This is a genomic window from Pantoea sp. 1.19 (assembly GCF_001922585.1).
Classification (GTDB): Bacteria; Pseudomonadota; Gammaproteobacteria; order Enterobacterales; family Enterobacteriaceae; genus 1-19.
The window spans coordinates 391,596-414,864 of sequence record NZ_MRBS01000001.1; the positions used below are offsets into that span (position 1 = coordinate 391,596).

Below are 23,269 nucleotides of genomic sequence, written 5' to 3' on the forward strand. Positions count from 1 at the left end.
GGCGTCTCATATTCAGACTAATTAAGGAGAGCTCATGAAACACGTTGTATACACTGCCAGCCCGGAAAGTGGACAGATTCACTGCTGGAAAATGGATGAGCAGGGCGCACTGACTCTGCTGCAGGTCGTGGACGTGCACGCGCAGGTACAGCCGCTGGTGGTCAGCCCCGATGGGCGCTATCTGTATGCCGGCGTGCGTCCGGACTTCCGCGTGCTGGCGTGGCGCATTGATGCCGAAGGTAAACTCTCTGCTGCCGGTCAGGCTTCCCTGTCGGGTAGTCCGTCGCATATTTCAACCGATCGTAGCGGCCGCTGGCTGTTCTGCGCTTCGTACAACGACGCCTGCGTCAGCGTCTCGCCGCTCCGCGATGGTCTGCCGGGCGAGCCGGTAACGGTGCAAGGCGGGTTGGCGGGCTGTCATTCGGCCAATATCGATCCGCGCAACCAGACGCTGTTTGTGCCGGCGCTGAAGCAGGATCGCATTTGCCTGTACGCGCTGGGCGCCGCGGGAGAGTTGACGGCCACTCCCCAAGGGGAAGTGCACACCGCCCCCGGCGCCGGACCGCGCCATATGGTGTTTCATCCGCGGCTGCCCTGGGCCTACAGCGTCAACGAACTGAACAGCTGCGTCGATGTCTGGCAGCTCGACGACGCCAGCGGCCAGGTGCTGCACGTACAGAGCGTGGATATGCTCGATGCCGGCTTCAGCGGCACCCGCTGGGCGGCGGATATCCACATTACGCCGGATGGCCAGTTCCTCTACAGCTGCGATCGCACCGCCAGCACGCTCACTGCGTTTCGCATCAGCGCCGGAGGCGACTCGCTGACCCGGCTGACGGAAGTGCCGACCGAAACCCAGCCGCGCGGCTTCAATATTGACTCGCAGGGAGCGTATCTGGTGGCCGCCGGACAAAAATCTCACCATATTGCGGTATACCGGATTGGCGCAGAGGGCGGACTGCAGCCGCTGAAGCGCTATGCCGTTGGGCAGGGGCCAATGTGGGTGGTAATACGGCCGCTGGAGGAGTAACGGCGGAAGGGGCGGCGCACCGCCGCCCCGTGGGTTTATTTATCGAGCAGGGCGATCAGCTGCTCGGCGGCGGCGGCGGACGACGCCGGATTTTGTCCGGTGACCAGCCAGCCGTCGGTCAGCGTAAACACGCCCCAGGGGGCGCCGCATTTGAAATGGGCACCCTGCGCTTTCAGCGCATCTTCAACCAGGAACGGCACCACGTCGGTCAGGCCAACTGCCTTCTCCTCTTCATTGGTGAATCCCGTCACCTGTAAGCCGGCTACCAGCGGCGATCCGTCGGGACGCTTCGCGTGGCGCAGTACCCCCGGCGCGTGGCACACGGCGCCGACCGGCTTGCGGCTGGCGAACATGTTTTCAATCAGAGACAGGCTGGCTTCATCGTTAGCCAGATCCCACAGCGGCCCGTGGCCACCGGGGTAGAACAGCGCATCATATTGACCGGCGTCTACCGAAGAGAGCGGCAAGGTATGCGCCAGCGCGTGCCGCGCGTCGGCATCCTGGCGGAATCGCTCGGTATCCGGGGTTTGCGCGTCCGGCTCATCGCTGACCGGATCGAGCGGCGGCTGTCCGCCTTTGGGCGAGGCCAGGACGACGTCCAGCCCGGCGTCTTTAAATACGTACCAGGGCGCGGCGAACTCCTCCAGCCAGAAGCCGGTCTTTTTGCCGGTATCGCCGAGGGTATCATGCGAGGTTAAAACCATCAGGACTTTCATTGCGCGTGCCTCACTCAATATCAGGGTTTGTCGCCCGCAACGCGGACAATCACTTTGCCAAAGTTTTTACCTTCCAGCATGCCGATAAAGGTCTCGGGAGCGTTATCCAGCCCGTCAACCACATCTTCACGGAACACCAGGCGATCGCCGGCGACCCACTGGCTCATTTTGTTAAAGAACTCCGCAAAGCGATCGGCGTAGTCAAGCGAGATGATGAAGCCCTGCACCCGCAGGCGCTTACGCAGGATGGCGCTTTGCAGCAGCGGCAGCTTATTCGGGCCGCTGGCGGGCGCGGTGCTGTTGTAGTCGGCGATCAGGCCGCAGACCGGAATGCGGCCTTTACTGTTCATCAGCGGCAGCACGGCATCAAAGATTTTGCCGCCGGTGCTTTCGAAATAGACATCAATGCCGTCGGGACAGTAGCGGCTGAGTCGCTCCGCCAGCCCCTCTTCATGGTGATTGAGGCAGGTATCAAATCCCAGCACCTCTTCGGCATAGCGGCATTTTTCCTCTCCGCCGGCAATCCCGACGACGTGGCATCCTTTTATTTTGGCGATCTGGCCGACGATCGAGCCGACCGCGCCGGTGGCCGCACCGACCACCACCGTCTCACCCGCCTGCGGCTGGCCAATGTCCAGCAGCCCCATATAAGCGGTAAAGCCGGTCATCCCCAGTACGCCCAGCGCCCAGGAGGGGTGCTTCAGGACCGGGCCGCTGAGCTTAAACAGCCCGCGGCCGTCGGACAGAGCAAAATCCTGCCAGCCGTTCTGGCTGACGACCCAGTCGCCGGGTTGATAATCGGGGTGCTGGGATTGCTCGACGATGGCGACGGTGCCGGCGCCCATGACCTCATTCACCGCCACCGGCGGTACGTAAGAGGGGGCATCACTCATGCGGCCGCGCATGTAGGGGTCGAGGGACAGATAGACGGTTCGCAGCAGCAGCTGACCGGCTGCCGGGGTGGGGACGTGGCCACTCTCCAGGCGAAAATTCGAAGCGTCAGGGGCACCGTGGGGGCGCGAAGCCAGCACGATGCGCCGGTTGGTTTGTTTGTCCTGGGGCATACATCCTCCCGTGTTGATAAGGTCATAAAAGCGTAGTGCAACACGGGAGGTTGTGCTTAGCGGCACGCGCCCTTTACTGCAGCAGGCTCGGATCCTCAAGCGCGGTAGCGATAGCTCCGGTCAGCTGCCGCAGCTGCGCCGGCGTGCTGACATAGGGCGGCATCAGGTAGATGAGCCGGCCAAACGGGCGGATCCACACCCCCAGCTCAACAAACCGCTGCTGGATGGCGGCCATTGCCACCGGACGGTGGGTTTCCACCACGCCGATAGCGCCAAGTACCCGCACATCGGCTACCGCCGGGCGGTCACGCAGCGGCAGCAAACCGTCGCGCAGCTGCTGCGCAATGCCCGCCACCTGCTGCTGCCACTCTCCCTCCTGCAGGATCGCCAGGCTCTCGCTGGCTACCGCGCAGGCCAGCGGGTTGCCCATAAAGGTTGGGCCGTGCATAAAGCAGCCTGCCTCGCCGTTGCTGATGGTCTCCGCCACCTGACGGGTCGTCAGGGTGGCAGACAGCGTCAGCGTTCCGCCGGTCAGCGCCTTACCGAGGCACAGAATGTCCGGCGCAATGTCGGCGTGTTCGCAGGCAAACAGCTTGCCGGTGCGGCCAAAGCCGGTGGCAATTTCATCGGCAATCAGCAGGATTCCAAAGCGGTCACACAGCGCCCGCACCGCCTGCAAATAGCCCGGCGCATAGAAGCGCATACCGCCAGCGCCCTGGACGATCGGTTCGAGAATGACCGCGGCAATCTGCTGGTGATTATCGGAGATCAGCCGGCGAAAATCATCGATTTCCGGTGCTTCGCCCGAAAAGCCGCCGGTCGGCGCGGCGGCGAACAGGTGGCTGGGCAGATAGCCCTGCCACAGGCTGTGCATCGAATTTTCCGGATCGCACACCGACATCGCCGAGAAGGTATCACCGTGGTAGCCGCGCCGCAGGGTGAGAAACCGCTGGCGCGGCTCGCCCCGCGCCTGCCAGTACTGCAGGGCCATCTTCATTGCCACTTCCACCGCGACCGAGCCGGAGTCGGCAAGAAACACGCACTCCAGCGGCGCCGGGGTCATGGCCACCAGCTGCCGGCATAGCGCGACGGCCGGCGGATGCGTAATTCCGCCAAACATCACGTGTGACATCTGGCTGATTTGCGTTTGCAGCGCGGCGTTCAGGCGCGGGTGATTGTAACCGTGTACCGCCGCCCACCATGAGGACATGCCATCTACCAGCTCGCGCCCATCGGCCAGCGTCAGGGTTGCGCCCCGGGCGCTCACCACCGGATAACAGGGCAGGGGGTCGGTCATCGAGGTATAGGGATGCCAGATGTGCTGGCGATCAAAGGCGAGGTCATCGGACGTCATGAAAAAACCTTGTAAACTAAATACAAAAAAATTAGTTTACAATTATAACCCCATTAAAACGACTGACAATCTCTATTTGGAGCACGCAATGGCAACCCGCTGGACGCTTGAACAGACGCAGGCGCTGTTTGATAAACCCTTTCTGGAACTGATGTTTGAAGCACAGCAGGTGCATCGTCAACATTTTGATCCGCGGCAGGTTCAGGTCAGTACGCTGCTGTCGATAAAAACCGGCGCCTGTCCGGAAGACTGTAAATATTGTCCGCAGAGCTCGCGCTACAAAACCGGGCTGGAAACCGAGCGACTGATGGAGGTGGAGGAGGTGCTCTCCTCTGCCCGCCAGGCCAGGGCCGCAGGGTCGACCCGCTTTTGCATGGGCGCCGCGTGGAAGAACCCGAAGGATCGCGATCTGCCGTGGCTGGCACAGATGGTTAAAGGGGTAAAAGAGATGGGCATGGAAACCTGCATGACCCTCGGCACCCTCAGTGACGATCAGGCCCGGATGCTGGCCGATGCTGGCCTCGATTTCTACAATCACAACCTCGACACCTCGCCGGAATTTTACGGCAATATCATCACCACCCGCTCCTACCAGGAACGCTTAGATACCCTCGATCGCGTGCGTGACGCCGGGATCAAGGTCTGCTCCGGCGGCATTGTCGGCCTGGGTGAGAGCGTGAATGACCGCGCCGGTCTGCTGATGCAGCTGGCCAATCTGCCGGTACCGCCGGAAAGCGTGCCAATCAATATGCTGGTGAAGGTTAAAGGCACGCCGCTGGCCGATAACGACGATGTGGATCCCTTTGACTTTATCCGCACGATCGCGGTGGCGCGCATCATGATGCCGCGTTCGCACGTGCGCCTTTCTGCCGGCCGCGAGCAAATGAGTGAACAAACGCAGGCAATGTGCTTCATGGCCGGAGCGAACTCCATCTTCTACGGCTGTAAACTGCTGACCACCCCGAATCCGGCCGAGGATAGCGATCTGATTCTGTTCCGCAAGCTGGGGCTGAATCCGGAGCACACGACGACCCAGGCCGGCGATGTCGAGCAGCAGCAGGCGCTCGACGCGGCGCTGCTGCACGCTGACACCGACCAGTTCTATAACGCGGCGCTGTAATGAGCTGGCATGCGCGCATCGACGCCGCGCTGGCGGCGAGGCGGGCGGAGGATAGCCTGCGACAGCGGGTGGTCCTGGATCGTCCGGACGCGCGCACCCTGCGCGCTGCCGACGGCCAGTGGTGCAACTTCGCCGGTAATGATTACCTCGGGCTGAGCCGCCATCCGCAGCTGATAAGTGCCTGGCAGGAGGGCGCTGCGCGCTACGGTGTAGGCAGTGCCGCCTCGGCGCACGTCACTGGCTACACCCCGGCACAGGCGAATCTGGAGTCGGCGCTGGCGGAGTGGCTGGGCTACCCCCGGGCGCTGCTGTTTATCTCCGGATTTGCGGCCAATCAGGCAACCATCGCCGCGCTGCTGGGCCCGGGGGATCGGCTGCTCGCCGATAAGCTGGCGCACGCGTCGCTGCTGGAGGCGGGGATGCACAGCCCGGCCACGCTGCGACGTTTTCACCACAACTCGCCAGACTCGCTGGCTCGCCTGCTGGCGGCGCCGACCGACGGTGAGACGCTGGTCGTTACCGAAGGCCTCTTTAGCATGGATGGCGACGCCGCTCCGCTGCCGCTGCTGTCAGCGCTTAGCCGTCAGCACCGTAGCTGGCTGCTGGTGGATGATGCGCACGGCGTGGGCGTGCTCGGCGAGGCGGGGCGCGGTAGCTGTGCGCAGCAGGGCGTTCGGCCGGACCTGCTGATAGTGACCTTCGGCAAAGCCTTTGGCCTCAGCGGCGCGGCAGTGCTGTGCAGCGAAGCGGTGGCCGAGTATTTGCTGCAGTTTGCCCGGCATCTGATCTACAGCACCGCTATGCCACCGGCGCAGGCGGTGGCGCTGCAGGCGGCGCTGCGCTGCGTGCAGCAGGGCGATGCGTTGCGCGCCCGACTGCAGCACAATATTGACTGGTTCCGCCAGCAGGCCGCGGCGCGCGGGCTGCCGCTGACCGCGTCGGCATCCGCCATTCAGCCGCTGATTGTCGGCGATAACGCCCGCACGCTGCGGCTGGCCGGACACCTCCGCCGGCGCGGCTACTGGGTGGGGGCGATCCGTCCGCCGACGGTGCCGCCGGGTACCGCCCGGCTGCGCATTACGCTGAGCGCCGCGCATCGTGAGGCCGATATTAACGGACTGTTGGAGGCACTCAGTGACGCAGGTGAATAAAGCCGCCGTGGCGCAGGCTTTTGGCCGTGCGGCGGAAAGCTATCAGCAACATGCGCAGATGCAGCGGCAGTGCGGCGACCGTCTGCTGGCGCTGGGGGGCACGCTGCCCGCAGGCGAGCTGCTGGATGCCGGCTGCGGCACCGGCTGGTTTAGCCAGCGCTGGCGCGCGCAGGGGATGACGGTGACGGCGCTGGATCTGTCGCCGGGCATGCTGCAGCGCGCCCGGCAGGGGGGCGTCGCCGACCGCTACCTGCTGGGGGATATTGAGGCCTTGCCGCTGGCGGATAACAGCGTAGATGCGGTGTGGAGCAATCTCGCCGTACAGTGGTGCAGTTCGCTGTCGCTGGCGCTGGCCGAGCTGTGCCGGGTCACCCGCCCGGGAGGGCGAGTGCTGTTCAGCACGCTGGAAGCGGGCTCGCTCAGTGAGGTGCGTGAGGCCTGGCTGGCGCTGGACGCCGCGCCGCCGGTAAACCGCTTTTTGCCGGAGGCCGCTATTCGCGCCGCCTCAGCGGCCAGGCTGCACGGTGAGCCGCTGCGGCTGTGGTTTGACACCCCGCTGGCGGCGCTGCACTCACTGAAGGGAATTGGCGCTACCCACCTGCATAGCGGGCAGGCGCGGCCGCGCCTCGATAAAGCGCGGCTGCAGCGGCTGGCCGCGGCCTGGCCGCGGGATGCGCAGGGCTATCGCCTCAGTTATCAGATTGTTTATGGAGTGATTGACGTTGAGTAAACGCTTTTTTATTACCGGCACCGATACCGAAGTGGGAAAAACCGTCGCCAGTAGCGCCCTGCTGCAGGCGGCCACGGCGGCCGGCTGGTGCGCAGTGGGCTACAAGCCGGTGGCCTCAGGCTGTGAACAGACTGCTGAGGGGCTGCGTAACGAGGATGCTCTGGCGCTGCAGCAACATAGCGCGGTGCCGCTGCGCTATGAAGAGGTAAATCCGTTTGCCTTTGCTGAACCGACCTCGCCGCACATTGTTAGCGCCGAAAGCGATCGGCCGGTGTCGCTGGCGGCAATGCATCGCGGTCTGGCCGCGCTGGAGAAAAAATCAGACTGGCTGCTGGTGGAGGGTGCCGGCGGCTGGTACACGCCGCTCGGCGAGGGGGTCAGCTACGCAGACTGGGTGGCAGAGGCGCAGCTGCCGGTGGTGCTGGTGGTAGGGGTCAGGCTGGGCTGCATTAATCACGCACTGCTTACGCAGCAGGCGATTCTGGCCAGCGGCCTGCCGCTGGCGGGCTGGATTGCCAACCAGATCGTGCCGCCCGGCGGGCGCCATACGGAATATATGCAGACCCTGCGCGCCGGCCTGCGGGCGCCGCTGCTCGGTGAGATCCCCCACCTTAACGCCGCCGAACGGCAGGCCGATCTTGGCCGCTGGGTCCGGCTGCCCTGAAGCGGCTCAGACCGCAATCCGCCAGCTGGCGAGCATCGCATCGTCCAGCTGGTTAACGCTACCCTGTGCCACATTGCGGCCGCGGTGCAGCAGGCAGAAGTGTTGCGCGACCCGGCGAATCAGCGAGATGCGCTGCTCCAGCAGCAGGATGGTCAAACCAAAATCGTGGTTGAGGCGGTGCAGCAGGTTGCCCATCTCCTCCTCCAGCCACGGCGTCATCCCCTCCGCCGGCTCATCCAGAAGCAGTAATTTTGGCTCCAGCACCAGCGCGCGCGCCAGCGCCAGCTGCTGCTGATCGCCGCGAGTTAATTCCCCGGCGCGCTGATGACGCCGCGACCACAGCGTCGGGAACAGATCGTATACCGTCGCTGGAATCGCCTTATGGCGGTCCGGCTGGCCGGCCATCAGCGCAATATGCAGGTTCTCTTCAACCGTGAGCTGCGAAAAGACCTGCCGTACCTGCGGCATGTAGCCCATCCCCAGCGCGGCGCGCTGGGACGATGGGTGAGCCAGCAGGTTTTGCACCTGTCCTCCGTCGGCTAACCACTCGACGCTGCCGCTGTTTACCGGTAAATGCCCCATGATGCAGTTCACCAGCGTGGTCTTCCCCATGCCTGAGCGGCCGACAATCGCCGTGCAGCTGCCGGGCGTTAAATCGAGGTCAACATCCCATAAAATATGGTGCTGACCGTAGTATTGATTCACCGCACGTAAACGTAACATTGGAGACTCTCCTTTGACGGGTTGGAGCACACCGGTGGCTGGCGTTCTGTGACGTTTGGCATCGGGACTCAGTTCGCGCCGGGGGCGCATCGCTCTCCTGGTCAGAAAATTAAGCAATAAGCAGGCCAAAGTGGCGTTTATCACGACAATGGCCAGTTAAGCAGGGAAAGTGTCACTTCGGTGATTGGTCAACGGAGCTAATTAATTGCTTTCCGCAAGCGTCAGCCTGCACCGTTTCGGTGCTGATGCGCGGTCTGGCGCGGTGCAGCGGTGGTGCAGAAGATTTTTGCCTCGCCCCGTCACCGGCGGCTAAAGTTGGCGCTTGACACAGTTAAAAAATCGCAGATTAGTGCCGGTTAAATCGGCAAAGCTCAGCAAAAAAAAGCGCAAAAAAAATATTTCGCCGCGGAAATCGCGCCAGGGGGATTTTTCCCCACGCCAGACGCTGACGGGGCTGTCATCAGTTATCCACCATTCCTGTGGATAAGGTTGTGTATTTCACAATGAAAAGTCGCTGAAGGCGAGAGCGGACGCGGGTTGTAAGCAAACTGGTGTTAAACTCGACTTTTAAAATTATTTATTTAAAATCATATCGTTATTTAAAATCAAGCCTGAGGATAATCGGACTCTGCCGCACCGGCGAATTTGCTGACAGACTCTTGACAAAGGATAACGCATCAGAATCTCTGGGGATAACTGATCTCCACCCGCAAGGCAGCGCTGCACGGTAAAAAGGCGACCTCTGCCCGTGCGCACAGCATGGCAAAATACTGAGGATATATCCAGTTATATTGACTGGCAAAATTAGCCACGGCGAGTAATATTAGCCAGTAATCCTTATCACCCCTCACATCGGCAGGTCGTCCCGCTATGAGCAGCAAAGTCTTTACCCTGAATTCCGCCTTTCAGCCCGCCGGCGATCAGCCCGAAGCGATTCGTCGCCTTGAAGAGGGGCTGGAGGACGGGCTGGCCCACCAAACCCTGCTCGGCGTCACCGGATCGGGAAAAACCTTCACCATCGCCAACGTCATCGCCGACCTGAATCGTCCGACCATGGTACTGGCGCCAAATAAGACGCTGGCCGCACAGCTGTACGGTGAGATGAAAGAGTTTTTCCCCGATAACGCCGTCGAGTACTTCGTCTCCTACTACGACTATTATCAACCGGAAGCCTACGTACCCAGCTCCGACACCTTTATCGAGAAGGACGCGTCGGTTAACGAACACATTGAGCAGATGCGCCTCTCCGCAACTAAAGCGCTGCTGGAGCGCCGGGATGTGGTGGTGGTGGCCTCCGTCTCGGCAATTTACGGTCTGGGCGATCCCGATCTCTACTTGAAAATGATGCTGCATCTGACGCGGGGCATGATTATCGATCAGCGCGCGATCCTGCGGCGGCTGGCCGAATTGCAATATACCCGCAACGATCAGGCGTTCCAGCGCGGCACTTTCCGCGTGCGCGGAGAGGTGATCGATATCTTCCCGGCGGAATCGGACGAGTACGCCCTGCGGGTGGAGCTGTTTGATGACGAGGTGGAGCGACTGTCAATTTTCGATCCGCTGACCGGCCAGGTTGGCCAGGTGGTGCCGCGCTACACCATCTATCCCAAGACCCACTACGTCACTCCGCGCGAGCGCATTCTGCAGGCGATGGAAGCGATCAAGATCGAGCTGGCGGACCGCCGACAAACCCTGCTGGCCAACAATAAGCTGCTGGAAGAGCAGCGCATTAGCCAACGCACGCAGTTTGACCTGGAAATGATGAACGAGCTGGGCTACTGCTCGGGCATTGAAAACTACTCGCGCTATCTCTCCGGGCGCGGCCCGGGCGAGGCGCCGCCAACGCTGTTTGATTACCTGCCCGCCGACGGTCTGCTGGTGGTAGATGAGTCTCACGTGACGATTCCACAGATTGGCGGCATGTTCCGCGGCGACCGGGCGCGTAAAGAGACGCTGGTGGAGTACGGTTTTCGTCTGCCGTCGGCGCTGGATAACCGCCCGCTGAAGTTTGAAGAGTTTGAGGCACTGGCGCCGCAGACTATCTATGTCTCTGCCACTCCGGGCAACTACGAGTTAGAAAAATCGGGCGGCGAGGTCATAGACCAGGTGGTGCGGCCAACCGGCCTGCTGGATCCGCTGATAGAGGTCAGGCCCGTCGCGACCCAGGTGGACGATCTGCTGTCAGAGATCCGTCAACGCGTGGCCATCAACGAGCGGGTGCTGGTGACGGTGCTGACCAAGCGCATGGCTGAAGATCTGACCGAATATCTGACCGAACACGGCGAGCGGGTACGCTACCTGCACTCTGACATCGACACCGTGGAGCGCGTGGAGATCATTCGCGACCTGCGGCTGGGTGAGTTTGACGTGCTGGTCGGCATCAACCTGCTGCGTGAGGGATTGGATATGCCGGAGGTCTCGCTGGTGGCGATTCTCGATGCCGATAAAGAGGGCTTCCTGCGTTCGGAGCGTTCGCTGATCCAGACCATTGGGCGCGCGGCGCGTAACGTCAACGGCAAGGCGATTCTCTACGGAGACAAAGTGACGCCCTCGATGGCGCGCGCCATCGATGAGACCGAACGCCGCCGCGAGAAACAGCAGCTGCACAACGCGCAGCATGGCATCGTGCCGCAGGGACTGAACAAGAAGATATCTGACATTCTTGAGCTGGGGCAGGGACTGGCAAAAACCAAAGCCAAAGGTCGCGGTCGCGGCAGCAAGAGCAGCAGCCGCGAGGAGGCGCTGGCCGACGGTCTGCAGGATCTCTCGCCGCAGGCGCTGCAGAAGCACATTCATCAGCTGGAGCAGGAGATGCAGCAGCACGCGCAGAATCTGGAGTTTGAGGCCGCCGCCGCAGCGCGCGATCGGCTGCATGCGCTGCGCGAGCTGTTTATCGCCGCTTCCTGACGATCGCGGGCGTGCGCCCCACGATCGTCAGTGAATGGCCTGAACCGCGTGCTCCAGCGCCAGGCGCAGCAGGTGACGGTCGTGGCGGTAGCGGATATCGGCGGCCTCCAGCGGCTCCTGAATCAGCAGCCGGTCGGTGACGCCGTCGGTGTCGATACCGGGCGCAACAATCAGCGCGTCGATTACCCGCTTACCGATGGCGTTTTCCATCTGCGTCAGCTTATCCGCCACCCGCAGCCGCGCGGCGGCCGGGCTCAGCTCGCGGCCGAGATTACCAATAAATACCATGGTCGACGGCGTACGGCGCAGCGCCTGGGCAATCTCCGGCAGCAGCAGCACCGGCATCAGGCTGGTATAAAAACTGCCGGGGCCAATCAGGATTAAATCCGCCTCGCCAATGGCTTCAATCGCCTCGCGAGTGGCGCTGACGCTGGGCGACAGCATCAGCTCCTGCGGCGCCAGCGGCATCTGATCGATATCGGTCTCGCCGTAGACCAAATGGCCCTCAGCGTCCATCGCCACCAAATCCACCGGCTGTTCTGACATCGGGATCAGAAATGCGTCCACCTTCAGCAAATTGCGGATGATGTTGATGGCCTCCAGCGGCCGCACGCTAAGGTGATCAAGGGCCTTCAGCATCAGATTACCCAGGTTATGCCCGGCCAGCTCGCCGTTGCCGGTAAAGCGGTACTCAAACATCGCCGAGGCGACGCTCGGCTCGGTGATCAGCTGATTGAGACAATTGCGCATATCCCCCCAGGCAATCCCGCCCTCGGAGCGGCGAATCCGCCCGGTTGATCCGCCATTGTCGGTGGTGGTTACAATCCCGGTCAGGCGGGAGCCCAGCGGCGACAGGGCAGACATCACCCGTCCCAGGCCATGGCCGCCGCCGAGGGCGACTACGCGGTCCAAATCAGCAAGCGTACGATTACGCATGACACTCCTTGAGCAAGAAAGAACAAATGGCGTGGCGTAAATATAACAAAATGTTTTGTTCTCAACCCGGCGAGTTTTATTGTGCACGAACGTGGAGCGATACTAAGCGATAAGTGGCGAAAAGTGAGAGTAAAAGCGATATAAAATGAGTTATATAGCGTCTGGCGCAGGTGACAAGCCGGCGGCGGCGGCGCTACACTGGCAGGACACACACTCTAGCCTTTTCGCCTGGGTCTTCGGATACGGTGGACTGGCCGCAGCCCCGGCTGCCAGGGCGTCGCGAGAAATGGCGGCGCCTCCCGTTATTGGAAAGGTGTAAACGTGACACAATTAACCGATGCCTTCGCGCGCCGATTTTACTATCTGCGCCTGTCGGTAACCGACGTGTGCAACTTTCGCTGCACCTATTGCCTGCCCGATGGTTACCGTCCGCAGGGGGTTACCAACAAACAGTTTCTGACGCTGGCGGAGATCCGCCGGTTAACGGCCGCCTTCGCGGCGGCCGGTACCGAAAAGGTACGCCTGACCGGCGGCGAACCTTCGCTGCGGCGCGATTTCACCGACATTATCGCCACCGTGGCGGCGACTCCCGGCATTAGCCGCGTGGCGGTGACCACTAACGGCTACCGGCTGGCCCGCGAGGTGGCCGGCTGGCGCGACGCCGGGCTGACGGCGATTAACGTCAGTATGGATTCGCTCGACCCGCGTCAGTTCCACGCCATCACCGGGCAGGATCGTTTTCATCAGGTTATGGCCGGTATTGATGCCGCGCTGGACGCCGGTTATGCCACGGTAAAGGTGAACGCGGTACTGATGCGCGATCTGAATGACCGCAGCCTGGCCCGTTTTCTGGCGTGGATCAAGACCCGCCCCATTCAGCTGCGGTTTATTGAGCTGATGGAGACCGGTGAGGGAGGAGCGCTGTTTCGTCGCCACCATCTCTCCGGGGAGGTGATTCGCCGCGAGCTGATAGCCCAGGGGTGGCAGCTTAAACCGCGCGGCCGCAGCGACGGTCCGGCGCAGGTCTTCGGTCACCCCGACTATCAGGGGGAGGTCGGGCTGATCATGCCGTATGAGCCGTCGTTCTGCGCCAGCTGTAACCGTCTGCGCGTCTCCGCGTTGGGCAATTTGCATCTGTGCCTGTTTGGTGAGGCGGGCGTCCCGCTGCGCGATCTGCTGGCCGATGATGGTCAACAGGCGGCCCTGCAGGCGCGTATTGCCGACAGCCTGGGGCAAAAGAAACAGACCCATTTCTTGCATCAGGGACAGACCGGCATAACCCAAAATCTTTCGTTTATTGGTGGTTGACAAGGAGATCCCATGAGTACAATGTCCGCGACGTTTGTTCCGCTCAATCTAGCTGTTCTCACCGTCTCCGACAGTCGCGATGCCAGCAACGACAGCTCCGGTGACTATCTGCGTGAGGCGATTGCCGAGGCCGGCCACCGGGTGGTGGATCACGCGCTGGTGGCGGATAACCGCTACCGGATTCGCGCCACCGTCTCCAGCTGGATTGCCAGCGCCGATGTCCAGGTTGTGCTGATCGCTGGCGGTACCGGATTCCATGCTAAAAACAGTACACCGGAGGCGCTGCTGCCGCTGTTCGATCGTACCATTGAGGGGTTTGGCGAGGTGTTTCGCATGCTCTCCTGGGAGGATGTGGGCAGTTCGACCCTGCAATCCCGCGCGCTGGCCGGCCTGGCTAACGACACGCTGATTGTCGCGATGCCTGGATCTACTGGTGCCTGTCGGCTGGCCTGGCAGCACATTCTGCTGGATCAGCTGGATGCCCGCCACCGCCCCTGTAACTTTGTCTCGCAACTGAAGAAAGTCTGATTATGTCGCAGTTAACCCACCTGTCCGCCCGCGGCGACGCCCATATGGTCGATGTTGCGGCCAAGGCGGAGACCGTGCGCGAAGCCCGTGCGGAAGCGTTTGTTACGATGCAGCCGGAAACGCTGCAGATGATCCTCGACGGACATCATCATAAAGGCGATGTCTTTGCTACCGCCCGCATTGCCGGTATCCAGGCGGCGAAACGCACCTGGGATCTGATTCCGCTCTGTCATCCGCTGATGCTCAGCAGCGTGGAGGTGATCCTCGAGGCGCAACCCGAAGCGCATCGCGTACGCATTGAGACCTGCTGCCGGCTGACCGGCAAAACCGGCGTTGAGATGGAAGCGCTGACCGCCGCCTCGGTGGCGGCGTTGACCCTGTATGACATGTGCAAAGCGGTGCAAAAAGACATGGTGATTGAACAGGTGCGTCTGCTCAGCAAGCGGGGCGGTAAGTCAGGAGACTTTCAGGCAGGTGAAGCATGATCCGCGTGCTGTTCTTCGCTCAGGTACGTGAACTCACCGACACCGCCAGCCTCGAGCTGGCGTGGCAGGGGATAACCAGCGTAGCGGCGCTGCGCGATCGGCTGGCCTTACGCGGTGAACGCTGGGCGCTGGCGCTGTCGGCAGACAACCTGCTGGCGGCGGTGAATCAGACGCTGGTGTCCTTTGATCATCCGCTGCGCGATGGCGATGAAGTGGCGTTTTTCCCACCGGTCACCGGAGGATAAGATGCACACCCGTATTCGCGTGGGGGCAACCCCCTTTGCATTCGGTGAAGAGTACGACTGGCTACTGGCCGGCGACGACGACGGCGCAGTGGTGACCTTTACCGGTAAAGTGCGCAATCACAACCTCGGTGCCAGCGTGCAGGCGCTGAGCCTGGAGCACTATCCCGGCATGACCGAAAGCGTGCTGCACGCGCTGGTAGAGGACGCGCGCGCGCGCTGGCCGCTTGGGCGGGTGACCGTGATCCACCGCACGGGAGCGCTGTTCCCCGGCGACCAGATTGTGCTGGTCGGCGTCAGTTCTGCCCACCGTGCGGCCGCCTTTGCGGCGGCGGAATTTATCATGGATACGCTGAAAACCCGCGCGCCGTTCTGGAAGCGGGAAACCACTCCGCAGGGCGACCGCTGGGTGGATGCCCGCGACAGCGACCGCGACGCCGCCGCGCGCTGGTCCTCCACACCGACAGAATAACGGACGCGCATGATCAAACTGTTCTCCCCGCTGCTGCTGGCCCTGCTGCTGGCCGGCTGCAGCAGCCGTACCCCGCCGGCGCCGGCGCCGCTGCAACCGGAAACGGCGAAGGCAACACTCATCCGGCTGATGCCGTCCGGCGTCAGTGACCAGGCCGGCTGGGCCAGCGACATCTACACCGCCTTTCTCAGTCAGCAGCTGCCGATGACCGACAGTAACTTCTGCGCCACGCTGGCGGTAGCCGAACAGGAGTCCACGTTCACCGCCAATCCGGCGGTGCCTGGACTGGCGAAGATTGCCTGGGCGGAAATTGACCGCCGCGCCGCCAGCCTGCATATTCCCGCGTTTTTAGTGCATACCGCGCTGCGCGTGGACTCACCAAACGGTAAAAGCTATCGCGAACGGCTTGATAGCGTGCGTACCGAGCAGGACCTCAGCGACATCTTCGACGACATGCTGGATTCTGTGCCGCTGGGGCAGCGGCTGTTTGGTCAGCTGAATCCCATCCGCACCGGCGGGCCGATGCAGGTGAGTATCGCGTTTGCTGAGGCGCATGCCAGGGGGTATCCGTGGCCGGTAACCCAGCGCATTCGCAATGAAGTCTTCACCCGCCGCGGCGGCATGTACTTTGGCATTATGCACCTGCTGGGCTACCCGGCGGACTACAGCCGGCCGCTGTACCGTTTTGCTGACTTTAACGCTGGCTGGTATGCCAGCCGCAATGCGGCATTTCAGTCGGCGGTTAGTCGCCTGAGCGGCATCAGGCTGGCGCGCGATGGCGATCTGATCGCCTGGGGAAGCCGCCAGGCCGGTGCGACCGAAAAAGCCGTGCGGGTGCTGGGGCCGCAGCTAAAGATGGATAATGCCGCGATACGCGACGCGCTGGAGCTGAGCACTACCGCGGACTTCAGCGACAGCGCGCTGTGGCACCGGGTATTTGCACTGGCCGACGGCCAGGCCGGAAGCCGCCTGCCGCGCGAGCAACTGCCGGGGATCGCCCTCGACAGCCCCAAAATAACCCGCAAGCTGACCACCGCCTGGTTTGCGCAGCGCGTCGACGGTCGCTATCAGCGCTGCATGGCGCGCGCCGGCGGGTAAGGGAAAGCACTGGTCAATATTGCCGATCCTGTGCCAGACTGTAGGCGTTAACGCCCCGCACCCGCGGGGATTTCCCAGACTCACCTGAAAGGGGGCATCATGGATCGATATCCGGGTTCCGACAATTCTGTTATGCAGCGCACCGCCAGCGGGCTGCAAACCTATATGGCGCAAGTGTACGGCTGGATGACCTGCGGGCTGCTGCTGACGGCGTTTGTCGCCTGGTATGCTGCCAACACGCCGGCTATCCTGCAGTTTGTGTTTCAAAGCCAGATCACCTTTTTTGGCCTGATCATTGCTCAGCTGGCGCTGGTCTTTGTGCTCTCCGGCATGGTTCATAAGATGAGCGGAGCGCTGGCAACCAGCCTGTTTATGCTTTATTCGGCATTGACGGGCCTGACCATGGCCTCGATCTTTATCGTCTACACCCAGTCTTCCATCGCCTCGACTTTTGTGGTGACGGCCGGGATGTTTGGCGCAATGAGCTTCTGGGGCTACACCACGAAACGCGATCTGAGCGGCATGGGCAGCATGCTGTTTATGGCATTGATCGGTATTGTGCTGGCCTCGCTGGTCAATATCTGGCTGAAGAGCAGCGCGCTGATGTGGGCCGTCACCTATATTGGCGTGGTGGTGTTTGTCGGCCTGACCGCCTATGACACCCAGAAGCTGAAAAACATCGGTGAGCAAATTGATGTTCGCGACAAAGAGAATTTGCGCCGCTACTCAATCATGGGCGCGCTGACCCTCTATCTTGACTTCATTAACCTGTTCCTGATGCTGCTTCGCATCTTTGGCAACCGCCGCTGATGCTATAACGCCTCCGTTCGGAGGCGTTTTTTTAACCGCCGGCATCGTGCGGATGGCGGGTTCGCAGCGACGTTGCCCGGCTCTCCAGACACAGATACAGCACCAGCGCCAGCAGCAGCGGCAGGATAAAATAGAGCACCCGCCACGCCAGCAGGGCGGCAATGATGGTTCCCTGCGTTACCGACTCGCCGGACAGCAGCGCCAGAAATACCGCCTCCATCACCCCAATACCGGCCGGAATATGAATAATCACTCCGGCAATACTGCTGACCAGCAGCACGCCGAGGATCACCGGCCACGCGACCTGCTGACCCATCAGGATCCAGATAATGGTGCCCATCACCATCCAGTTAGCGCTGGAAATGGCAAACTGAAACAGCGCCATCGGCAGCGACGGCAGCGACAGCTTGTGTCCGCGGACCTTCCAGCTGCGGCGCGGTGAACACGCGCACAGCCCGAGAAACAGCGCGCTGGCCAGCAGCAGACCGGCGCCGATGATCTGCAGCGTACCGTCGCCGATGTACCAGTGTCGCGGCACCGGTACCAGACCGGCGGCAAAAATCGTCCCGGCGACCAGCAGGTAGCCCAGCCAGTTGGTGGCGATGCTCATCGAGAAGATGCGGGTAATCGTTTTACCCGGCAGGCCCAGCCGCGAATAGAGCCGGTAGCGCATGGCCACGCCGCCAACCCAGGTGGAGAGCGTCAGATTAAACGCGTAACAGATAAACGACACCAGCATCACCTGACGCTTCGCCAGCCGGTGGCGGCACCAGGCACGGCCGATCAGATCGTAGACGCCGTAGATCAGATAGCTGACTACCACCAGCGCCACCGCGCTAAAAAAGGCCGTGCGATTGTAATCCCGAATCACATTCCAGACATCGCCCCAGTCCACTTTGCGCGCATAGAGCACCAGCAGCACCAGCACCGCGATAAAAAACAGCCAGGTAAGGATGCTTTTGGTCTGTTTCCAGACCTTGTGCGATCGTGACATCAGGGTTTTACGCCTCCGTTATCGACATCGATGCGATCCTGTGTCTCCAGCTCCGGCTGCACCGGCGGATCAACCTCTGCCAGCCGCGGGGTATGCGCCGGCAGCCAGCCGGCAATCGCCGGAAAGTGGCGCAGAAAATGAAAGACCACCACGTTTTTACTCAGCTGCCACAGATTGCGCCGCGGTAAATCGCTCGCGTCAACCCGCCGGCAATCTGCTTTCAGCAGAGTGGTCAAATGGTCAGTCAGCTGCTGATTAAACGCCCGATCGTGGAAAATCAGGTTGGCTTCCAGATTCAGCGACAGGCTCAGCGGATCGAGGTTGCTGGAGCCAACGGTCACCCAGTGCGAATCCTGTAGCGCAATCTTGGCGTGCAGCGGTCGGCGAATATATTCGTAAATCTCCACCCCGGCGTTAACCAGCCAGGTGTAAAGCAGCTCGGCACCGACTTTCACAATCGGCATATCGGGTTCGCCCTGCACGATAAGCTTGACCCGTACGCCGCGCCGCGCCGCATTGCGCATCTCTTTCAGTAAGCGATAGCCGGGAAAGAAATAGGCATTGGCAATAATGACCTGCCGTTTGGCTTCGCGCAGCATTTGCAGATAGTGACGCTCAATATCGTCGCGGTGCTGATCGTTATCCCGCCAGACAAACAGCGCCTGCGCCTCGCCGGGCAACGGGCGATCCGGCCGAATGCGGCCGTGCCGCGACCACCAGTGACTGACCTTCTGCTGACTGCCGATCGCCTCGCGAGTATAAGCCACGATGTCGTCCACCACCGGCCCCCGCACCTCAACGCTGTAATCCTGTTTAGCTTCCGGCCCGTAATCAATCATGTGTTCCGCGGAGTAGTTTATGCCGCCGACGAACGCCACCTCATCATCCACGGTGACTATCTTGCGGTGCAGGCGGCGAAAGACATTGGTGCGCACGCCCAGCAGGCGCGGGCCGGGATCGTAGAGAACAAACCTTACGCCGGCCGCGGTAAGGGTATTAATGAACTCTCCCTCCAGGTCCGGCGAGCCGTAGGCATCGACCATCACCTCGACGCTGACGCCGCGCGCCGCCGTGGCTTGCAGCACCGCATGCAGTTCACGACCGATGTTGTCATAGAACAGAATGAAGGTTTCCAGCACCACCGAGCGTTTGGCCTGCCGGATGGCGTCAAAAACCCGGGGAAAAAAGGCATCGCCGTTAATCAACAAGCGGATCTGGTTACCGCTGCGCCATGCGGGTTTCATAATTGAATCTCCACTGCCAGCGGAGCATGATCGGAGAGCTGCGACCAGGGCTGACGTGGCAGGCTCAAGGGGCGGCTGAACGCCGCGTTGCGAACATACAGGCGATCCAGACGCAGCAGCGGCAGCCAGGCGGGAAAGGTTCGCGCCGGACGGCCTGCATGCTGGCTGAAGACCTCTTTCAGATTAGCGCATTGCTGCAGTTTGCGAGTGGCGTACTGCTGCCAGTCATTGAAGTCACCGCCGACCACCAGCGGCGACGCCGGGGGCAGGGCGGCGATCAGTTCACACAGCTGCGCCAGCTGCGCGCGGCGCTGCGCTGCCCGCAGGCCGAGATGAATACACATGACCTGCAGCGGTGGACGATCGTCTGGCAGCGCGATTTCGCAGTGCAGGACGCCGCGCTTTTCACTGCCGGGCGTGGAGATATCACGATTGTGGACGCGGTGAATAGGGAAGCGCGACAGCACCGCATTGCCGTGGTCACCCTCGGGATACACCGCGTTGCGCCCGTAGGCATACTGCGGCCAGACGCTGTCGGCCAGAAACGCGAGGTGGGACGCCGTAGGCCAGCCGTCGGGAGGCGTACCGTGCAGCAGTTGGCTGCCGGTAACCTCTTGTAACAGGACCAGATCGGCCCCGGTACCGCGAATGGCTTCGCGCAAATCGGGCAACATAAAACGGCGGTTAAAGCTGGTAAATCCCTTGTGTATATTCAGGGTTAAAATGTTTAAACGCAACGACCCGCCTTTTTGTGGCATACTTAACGGCTCTCCTTATCGTCTTGATAAGGTTAAAGTGTAGTCTTTGTCACAAAAGGGTGTACCTGCGGCGGGTTATTTGCGGCATTTTCCGTATTCCAGGGTAGTCTGAATCTCTGCCATTCGGCGGATTATCGCGGCGACTACTCCGGCTGCCCGGCGGGTCCCCAGGAGAAAACGATGAAATGGTCTAACCGTGTTCAGATTGTCACCGGACAAACCTGCGTACACATTTCCCTGCATCTGCTGCTGATTGCCGCCCTGGTCTGGGGCTGGAAGCATCAGGCGCTGGTTGAGGTCAGCGCCGTTTTACTGGCAGCTTACAGCGTGGTGTTTACAGGCACGCTGATTGCTCAGCGCGTCGCCTCCCTGCGCGGCCTCGGCGACTTTCTGGAAGAAGCCTCTACCACGTACTACTTCGGCGCGGCAATGTTGGCGCTGTTCCTGCTCTCGCGCGTGGTGCACAACCCCCTGCTGCTCGGCATGATGGGCGTGATCATGCTGGTGGGGCCGGCACTGATCTCCCTGCTGGCCAAAGAGCCTCAGCGTCTGCGCGCGTCGTCAAAAAAACGCGTCTGACGGCAACAGGGCGCCCGCGGGCGCCCTGAGTTTTACTGGCTGTTATCGTCGGCTGGCAAGCCTGACCGCCAGACTCGCCGCTCCGGCAACCGTAGCTAACGTCACCACCCCGCTCCAGCCAAAGTGCGCCAGCGCGGTGCTTCCCAGTGCGGCACCGGCCGCCATGCCGATAAACACCACGGTAAACAGCAGCGCATTGAGCCGGCTACGCGCCTCCGGTGCCAGACTGTAAATCAGCGTCTGATGCGCCACCAACGTGGCCTGTACCCCGAGATCGAACCCCACCGTGCTGACCACGATCAGCCCCAGCTGCGCCGGCAGCGGCAGTAGCGGCAGTAAAAACATCAGCGCAAACGAGAGCGTTACCAGTCCGGCGCCGACTTCGGTCACCCGCGCCGGACCGACGCGGTCAGCCAGGCTGCCCGCCAGCGGCGCCGCCAGCGCACCGGCGGCGCCGGCGAGGCCAAAAGCTCCGGCGATCGCGCTGTCAAAGTGAAAGCGATCGCTTAGCATTAGCGCCAGCGTGGACCAGAAAGCGCTGAATGCCACCGACAGCAGCCCCTGGGCCAGAGCTGCCCGCCGCAGCGTGCGGTATTGCCGCCACAGCTCTACCAGCGATCGCAGCAGGCGCGGATAGCTGATCCGCGTTGCGGGCGGCATCGGCGGTAAAATTCGCCACAGCGCCAGACTTATCGCCACCATCAGCCCGGCGGCGATAAACCAGATGGCGCGCCAGCCGAAATACGCCGCCGCGGCGCCACTGGCCACCCGCGACAGCAGAATGCCCACCAGTAAGCCAGTCATGACCGATCCGACCGTTTTGCCTCGCGACCAGGCGGGCGCGAGATGGGCGGCCGCTGGCACAATATCTTGCGCGACGGTAGCGGTCAGCCCCACGAGAAAACTGACTACCAGCAGCGCGCTAAGGCCGCCGGAAGCGCCGCACAGCAGCAGCGCGGCGACCAACAGCAGCCCCTTCAGCAAAATGATTCGCCGCCGGTCGTAGCGGTCTCCGAGCGGGGCCAGCAGCAGGATCCCCAGCGCATAGCCGATTTGCGTCAGCATAGGGATCAGCCCGGCCTGGGCAACGTCGACGCGCAGCGCCCGACTGATGCTCTCCAGCATCGGCTGGCTGTAGTAGATACTGGCCACGCTAAATCCGGCGCCGGCCGCCAGGGTAAAGATGACCCGCCGCGGTAGCGCGTGAGCAATGTGTGGCATGTGATCTCTTCTCCGGATAACTCGTTTGCGCCATTAAACCCGTTAAGTGTGATACGCGGTAGACGCCATGGAGGTAAAACTGTTATACACCTAACGTATGAAAGCTCTCGCCAGCGGCAGCATCGACCGTATTGAACTGATGCACACATTTATCCGTATCGTGGAGAGCGGCAGTCTCTCCGCGGCGGCGCGGCAGCTGAATATCAGTCAGCCGACGGTCAGCCGGCGCCTGCAAACGCTGGAGCAGATGCTTGGCGCCCGGCTGCTGCTGCGCAACACGCACGGCTTCAAGCTGACCGACGACGGTGAACGCGGCTATCGGCACGCGCGTACGCTGCTGAGCAGCTGGTTTGCGCTCGAAGACGCGCTCACCGACGCCAGCGACGACCCGGTGGGTACGCTGCGGGTGCGGGCCCCGCACGCCTTTGGTCAGGATCAGCTTATGGATCCGCTGATGGACTGGCTGGCGCGCTGTCCGCGCCTGAATATCGAATGGATGCTCAATGACCGCACCCCGGATTTCGTGGCGGAAAACGTTGACTGTGCAATCCAGGTGGGCGCGCCGGACGATCCGAGCATCGTTACCGCACTGATCGGTGAGGTGCCGCGCTATCTGGTGGCCGCGCCGGCGCTGCTGGCGCGTCAGCCGCTGCCGGCCGATGTCCGCCAGCTTGGTACGCTGCCGTGGCTGGCAATCACGAGCTTTTACCGAAACGAGATAGCGCTGCATCACGCCTCCGGAGCGCAGCTGAATCTGGCCATCACGCCGCGCTTTTTCAGCGACAGCCTGTATGCGGTGCGTAAGGCCGCGCTGGCCGGGATGGGGGTTGCGGCGGTGTCGGCGTGGGTGGTGCAGGACGATCTGGCCGCGGGACGGCTGGTTCCGCTGTTTAGCGACTGGCAGCCGCCGCCGCTGCCAATCTGGCTGACCTGGCCGTGGGCCAGCTACTACCCGGCGCGACTGCGCCATTTTTTTACGTTGATTCGTGAGGTGATGCCGCAGCTGACCGGTGCGCAGCCGGCATCACCAGGCCAGAATTCTTTTCCTGCCGGGCGCAAGGTCTGATACACTCAGGCGCTCATGCACTGTGGTTTGTGTCCCCCTTTGAGTGTTCGGCTAAGCCGGGCATTTTAC

At 61.9% G+C, this 23,269-nt stretch carries 24 protein-coding genes and 1 riboswitch; of the genes, 15 read left to right on the forward strand and 9 right to left on the reverse strand.

Translation table 11 applies throughout. The features are described 5' to 3' along the window. The first annotated feature begins 34 nt into the window (after window positions 1–34). Entirely contained in the window at window positions 35–1,030 is a 996-nt protein-coding gene (pgl, locus tag BS626_RS02165; protein ID WP_075180754.1) for a 6-phosphogluconolactonase, read from the forward strand. Between the two features lie 35 nt (window positions 1,031–1,065). Here the strand turns inward: pgl and BS626_RS02170 are convergent, their stop codons facing one another. The 3 genes from BS626_RS02170 to bioA all read right to left on the reverse strand — a co-directional run bounded on the left by BS626_RS02170 (window position 1,066) and on the right by bioA (window position 4,164). Next, window positions 1,066–1,746: a type 1 glutamine amidotransferase domain-containing protein gene (locus BS626_RS02170; protein WP_075180755.1), complete on the reverse strand. Its 681-nt coding sequence runs from the start codon at window positions 1,744–1,746 to the stop codon at window positions 1,066–1,068. 20 nt (window positions 1,747–1,766) lie between these two features. Beyond that, entirely contained in the window at window positions 1,767–2,810 is a 1,044-nt protein-coding gene (locus BS626_RS02175) for an NADP-dependent oxidoreductase (protein WP_075180756.1), read from the reverse strand. A 73-nt stretch (window positions 2,811–2,883) separates the two neighbouring features. After that, on the reverse strand, window positions 2,884–4,164 hold the full coding sequence (gene bioA / locus BS626_RS02180) for an adenosylmethionine--8-amino-7-oxononanoate transaminase (RefSeq protein ID WP_075180757.1): 1,281 nt from the start codon (window positions 4,162–4,164) through the stop codon (window positions 2,884–2,886). Between the two features lie 88 nt (window positions 4,165–4,252). Here bioA and bioB point away from each other — a divergent pair, with 88 nt between their 5' ends. The 4 genes from bioB to bioD are packed head-to-tail and all read left to right on the forward strand — an operon-like array spanning window position 4,253 to window position 7,829. Next, window positions 4,253–5,284 (forward strand): biotin synthase BioB, encoded by a 1,032-nt coding sequence (gene bioB / locus BS626_RS02185; RefSeq protein ID WP_075181108.1) that lies wholly within the window; start codon window positions 4,253–4,255, stop codon window positions 5,282–5,284. Further along, the gene (gene bioF, locus BS626_RS02190; protein ID WP_075180758.1) at window positions 5,284–6,435 is read left to right on the forward strand and encodes an 8-amino-7-oxononanoate synthase; all 1,152 of its coding nucleotides are present in this window, start codon (window positions 5,284–5,286) and stop codon (window positions 6,433–6,435) included. The genes bioB and bioF overlap by 1 nt, the downstream gene beginning before the upstream one ends. Beyond that, a complete protein-coding gene (gene bioC / locus BS626_RS02195) occupies window positions 6,419–7,165 on the forward strand; it encodes a malonyl-ACP O-methyltransferase BioC (RefSeq protein WP_240494245.1) in 747 nt (248 codons plus the stop codon). The genes bioF and bioC overlap by 17 nt, the downstream gene beginning before the upstream one ends. After that, complete coding sequence (bioD, locus tag BS626_RS02200; protein ID WP_075180760.1) at window positions 7,158–7,829, forward strand: dethiobiotin synthase; 672 nt, start codon at window positions 7,158–7,160, stop codon at window positions 7,827–7,829. The genes bioC and bioD overlap by 8 nt, the downstream gene beginning before the upstream one ends. Before the next feature lie 6 nt (window positions 7,830–7,835). Here the strand turns inward: bioD and BS626_RS02205 are convergent, their stop codons facing one another. Next, a complete protein-coding gene (locus BS626_RS02205) occupies window positions 7,836–8,552 on the reverse strand; it encodes an ATP-binding cassette domain-containing protein (protein WP_075180761.1) in 717 nt (238 codons plus the stop codon). 870 nt (window positions 8,553–9,422) lie between these two features. On the opposite strand from BS626_RS02205, the gene uvrB reads away from it, so the two are divergent. Then, complete coding sequence (gene uvrB / locus BS626_RS02210; RefSeq protein ID WP_075180762.1) at window positions 9,423–11,459, forward strand: excinuclease ABC subunit UvrB; 2,037 nt, start codon at window positions 9,423–9,425, stop codon at window positions 11,457–11,459. A 27-nt stretch (window positions 11,460–11,486) separates the two neighbouring features. On the opposite strand, the gene yvcK is transcribed toward uvrB, so the two are convergent. Further along, window positions 11,487–12,395 carry a uridine diphosphate-N-acetylglucosamine-binding protein YvcK gene (yvcK, locus tag BS626_RS02215; RefSeq protein ID WP_075180763.1) on the reverse strand — a complete coding sequence of 303 codons (909 nt, stop codon included), beginning with the start codon at window positions 12,393–12,395 and terminating at the stop codon, window positions 11,487–11,489. 199 nt (window positions 12,396–12,594) lie between these two features. Beyond that, window positions 12,595–12,727: riboswitch (molybdenum cofactor riboswitch) on the forward strand. On the opposite strand from yvcK, the gene moaA reads away from it, so the two are divergent. The 7 genes from moaA (at window position 12,717) to BS626_RS02250 (ending at window position 17,338) form a co-directional block, all read left to right on the forward strand. Further along, the gene (gene moaA, locus BS626_RS02220; protein ID WP_075180764.1) at window positions 12,717–13,703 is read left to right on the forward strand and encodes a GTP 3',8-cyclase MoaA; all 987 of its coding nucleotides are present in this window, start codon (window positions 12,717–12,719) and stop codon (window positions 13,701–13,703) included. It overlaps the preceding riboswitch by 11 nt. A 12-nt stretch (window positions 13,704–13,715) precedes the next feature. Continuing rightward, window positions 13,716–14,231 (forward strand): molybdenum cofactor biosynthesis protein B, encoded by a 516-nt coding sequence (gene moaB / locus BS626_RS02225; RefSeq protein ID WP_075180765.1) that lies wholly within the window; start codon window positions 13,716–13,718, stop codon window positions 14,229–14,231. A 2-nt stretch (window positions 14,232–14,233) separates the two neighbouring features. Then, on the forward strand, window positions 14,234–14,716 hold the full coding sequence (moaC, locus tag BS626_RS02230; protein ID WP_075180766.1) for a cyclic pyranopterin monophosphate synthase MoaC: 483 nt from the start codon (window positions 14,234–14,236) through the stop codon (window positions 14,714–14,716). Continuing rightward, window positions 14,713–14,961: a molybdopterin synthase sulfur carrier subunit gene (gene moaD / locus BS626_RS02235; protein WP_075180767.1), complete on the forward strand. Its 249-nt coding sequence runs from the start codon at window positions 14,713–14,715 to the stop codon at window positions 14,959–14,961. Before moaC ends, moaD begins: the two co-directional genes overlap by 4 nt. A gap of 1 nt (window position 14,962) precedes the next feature. Then, window positions 14,963–15,430, forward strand: a complete 468-nt coding sequence (gene moaE, locus BS626_RS02240) for a molybdopterin synthase catalytic subunit MoaE (protein WP_075180768.1) — start codon at window positions 14,963–14,965, stop codon at window positions 15,428–15,430. Between the two features lie 9 nt (window positions 15,431–15,439). Beyond that, the gene (locus BS626_RS02245) at window positions 15,440–16,528 is read left to right on the forward strand and encodes a DUF1615 domain-containing protein (protein WP_075180769.1); all 1,089 of its coding nucleotides are present in this window, start codon (window positions 15,440–15,442) and stop codon (window positions 16,526–16,528) included. Between the two features lie 99 nt (window positions 16,529–16,627). Then, window positions 16,628–17,338, forward strand: a complete 711-nt coding sequence (locus tag BS626_RS02250; RefSeq protein ID WP_075180770.1) for a Bax inhibitor-1/YccA family protein — start codon at window positions 16,628–16,630, stop codon at window positions 17,336–17,338. A 31-nt stretch (window positions 17,339–17,369) separates the two neighbouring features. On the opposite strand, the gene BS626_RS02255 is transcribed toward BS626_RS02250, so the two are convergent. Genes BS626_RS02255 through BS626_RS02265 form a run of 3 tightly spaced genes read right to left on the reverse strand, consistent with a single transcriptional unit; the run spans window position 17,370 to window position 20,334 of the window. Then, a complete protein-coding gene (locus BS626_RS02255) occupies window positions 17,370–18,332 on the reverse strand; it encodes a YbhN family protein (RefSeq protein ID WP_075180771.1) in 963 nt (320 codons plus the stop codon). Then, complete coding sequence (clsB, locus tag BS626_RS02260; protein WP_075180772.1) at window positions 18,332–19,576, reverse strand: cardiolipin synthase ClsB; 1,245 nt, start codon at window positions 19,574–19,576, stop codon at window positions 18,332–18,334. The genes BS626_RS02255 and clsB overlap by 1 nt, the downstream gene beginning before the upstream one ends. Further along, complete coding sequence (locus BS626_RS02265) at window positions 19,573–20,334, reverse strand: endonuclease/exonuclease/phosphatase family protein (protein WP_075180773.1); 762 nt, start codon at window positions 20,332–20,334, stop codon at window positions 19,573–19,575. Before BS626_RS02265 ends, clsB begins: the two co-directional genes overlap by 4 nt. Window positions 20,335–20,514: 180 nt before the next feature. Here BS626_RS02265 and BS626_RS02270 point away from each other — a divergent pair, with 180 nt between their 5' ends. Beyond that, window positions 20,515–20,913 (forward strand): YbhQ family protein, encoded by a 399-nt coding sequence (locus tag BS626_RS02270; RefSeq protein WP_075180774.1) that lies wholly within the window; start codon window positions 20,515–20,517, stop codon window positions 20,911–20,913. 42 nt (window positions 20,914–20,955) lie between these two features. On the opposite strand, the gene BS626_RS02275 is transcribed toward BS626_RS02270, so the two are convergent. Beyond that, a complete protein-coding gene (locus BS626_RS02275; RefSeq protein WP_075180775.1) occupies window positions 20,956–22,134 on the reverse strand; it encodes an MFS transporter in 1,179 nt (392 codons plus the stop codon). Window positions 22,135–22,231: 97 nt separating this feature from the next. Between BS626_RS02275 and BS626_RS02280 the strand changes: the two genes are divergently transcribed. Beyond that, window positions 22,232–23,200 carry a LysR family transcriptional regulator gene (locus tag BS626_RS02280; protein ID WP_075180776.1) on the forward strand — a complete coding sequence of 323 codons (969 nt, stop codon included), beginning with the start codon at window positions 22,232–22,234 and terminating at the stop codon, window positions 23,198–23,200. Window positions 23,201–23,269: the final 69 nt, after the last annotated feature.

Coding starts and splice junctions, on each gene's coding strand:
- pgl (WP_075180754.1), top strand. CDS start 35: ATGAAACACGTTGTATACACTGCCAGCCCGGAAAGTGGACAGATTCAC.
- BS626_RS02170 (WP_075180755.1), bottom strand. CDS start 1,746: ATGAAAGTCCTGATGGTTTTAACCTCGCATGATACCCTCGGCGATACC.
- BS626_RS02175 (WP_075180756.1), bottom strand. CDS start 2,810: ATGCCCCAGGACAAACAAACCAACCGGCGCATCGTGCTGGCTTCGCGC.
- bioA (WP_075180757.1), bottom strand. CDS start 4,164: ATGACGTCCGATGACCTCGCCTTTGATCGCCAGCACATCTGGCATCCC.
- bioB (WP_075181108.1), top strand. CDS start 4,253: ATGGCAACCCGCTGGACGCTTGAACAGACGCAGGCGCTGTTTGATAAA.
- bioF (WP_075180758.1), top strand. CDS start 5,284: ATGAGCTGGCATGCGCGCATCGACGCCGCGCTGGCGGCGAGGCGGGCG.
- BS626_RS02205 (WP_075180761.1), bottom strand. CDS start 8,552: ATGTTACGTTTACGTGCGGTGAATCAATACTACGGTCAGCACCATATT.
- uvrB (WP_075180762.1), top strand. CDS start 9,423: ATGAGCAGCAAAGTCTTTACCCTGAATTCCGCCTTTCAGCCCGCCGGC.
- yvcK (WP_075180763.1), bottom strand. CDS start 12,395: ATGCGTAATCGTACGCTTGCTGATTTGGACCGCGTAGTCGCCCTCGGC.
- moaB (WP_075180765.1), top strand. CDS start 13,716: ATGAGTACAATGTCCGCGACGTTTGTTCCGCTCAATCTAGCTGTTCTC.
- moaC (WP_075180766.1), top strand. CDS start 14,234: ATGTCGCAGTTAACCCACCTGTCCGCCCGCGGCGACGCCCATATGGTC.
- moaD (WP_075180767.1), top strand. CDS start 14,713: ATGATCCGCGTGCTGTTCTTCGCTCAGGTACGTGAACTCACCGACACC.
- moaE (WP_075180768.1), top strand. CDS start 14,963: ATGCACACCCGTATTCGCGTGGGGGCAACCCCCTTTGCATTCGGTGAA.
- BS626_RS02245 (WP_075180769.1), top strand. CDS start 15,440: ATGATCAAACTGTTCTCCCCGCTGCTGCTGGCCCTGCTGCTGGCCGGC.
- BS626_RS02250 (WP_075180770.1), top strand. CDS start 16,628: ATGGATCGATATCCGGGTTCCGACAATTCTGTTATGCAGCGCACCGCC.
- BS626_RS02255 (WP_075180771.1), bottom strand. CDS start 18,332: ATGTCACGATCGCACAAGGTCTGGAAACAGACCAAAAGCATCCTTACC.
- clsB (WP_075180772.1), bottom strand. CDS start 19,576: ATGAAACCCGCATGGCGCAGCGGTAACCAGATCCGCTTGTTGATTAAC.
- BS626_RS02265 (WP_075180773.1), bottom strand. CDS start 20,334: ATGCCACAAAAAGGCGGGTCGTTGCGTTTAAACATTTTAACCCTGAAT.
- BS626_RS02270 (WP_075180774.1), top strand. CDS start 20,515: ATGAAATGGTCTAACCGTGTTCAGATTGTCACCGGACAAACCTGCGTA.
- BS626_RS02275 (WP_075180775.1), bottom strand. CDS start 22,134: ATGCCACACATTGCTCACGCGCTACCGCGGCGGGTCATCTTTACCCTG.
- BS626_RS02280 (WP_075180776.1), top strand. CDS start 22,232: ATGAAAGCTCTCGCCAGCGGCAGCATCGACCGTATTGAACTGATGCAC.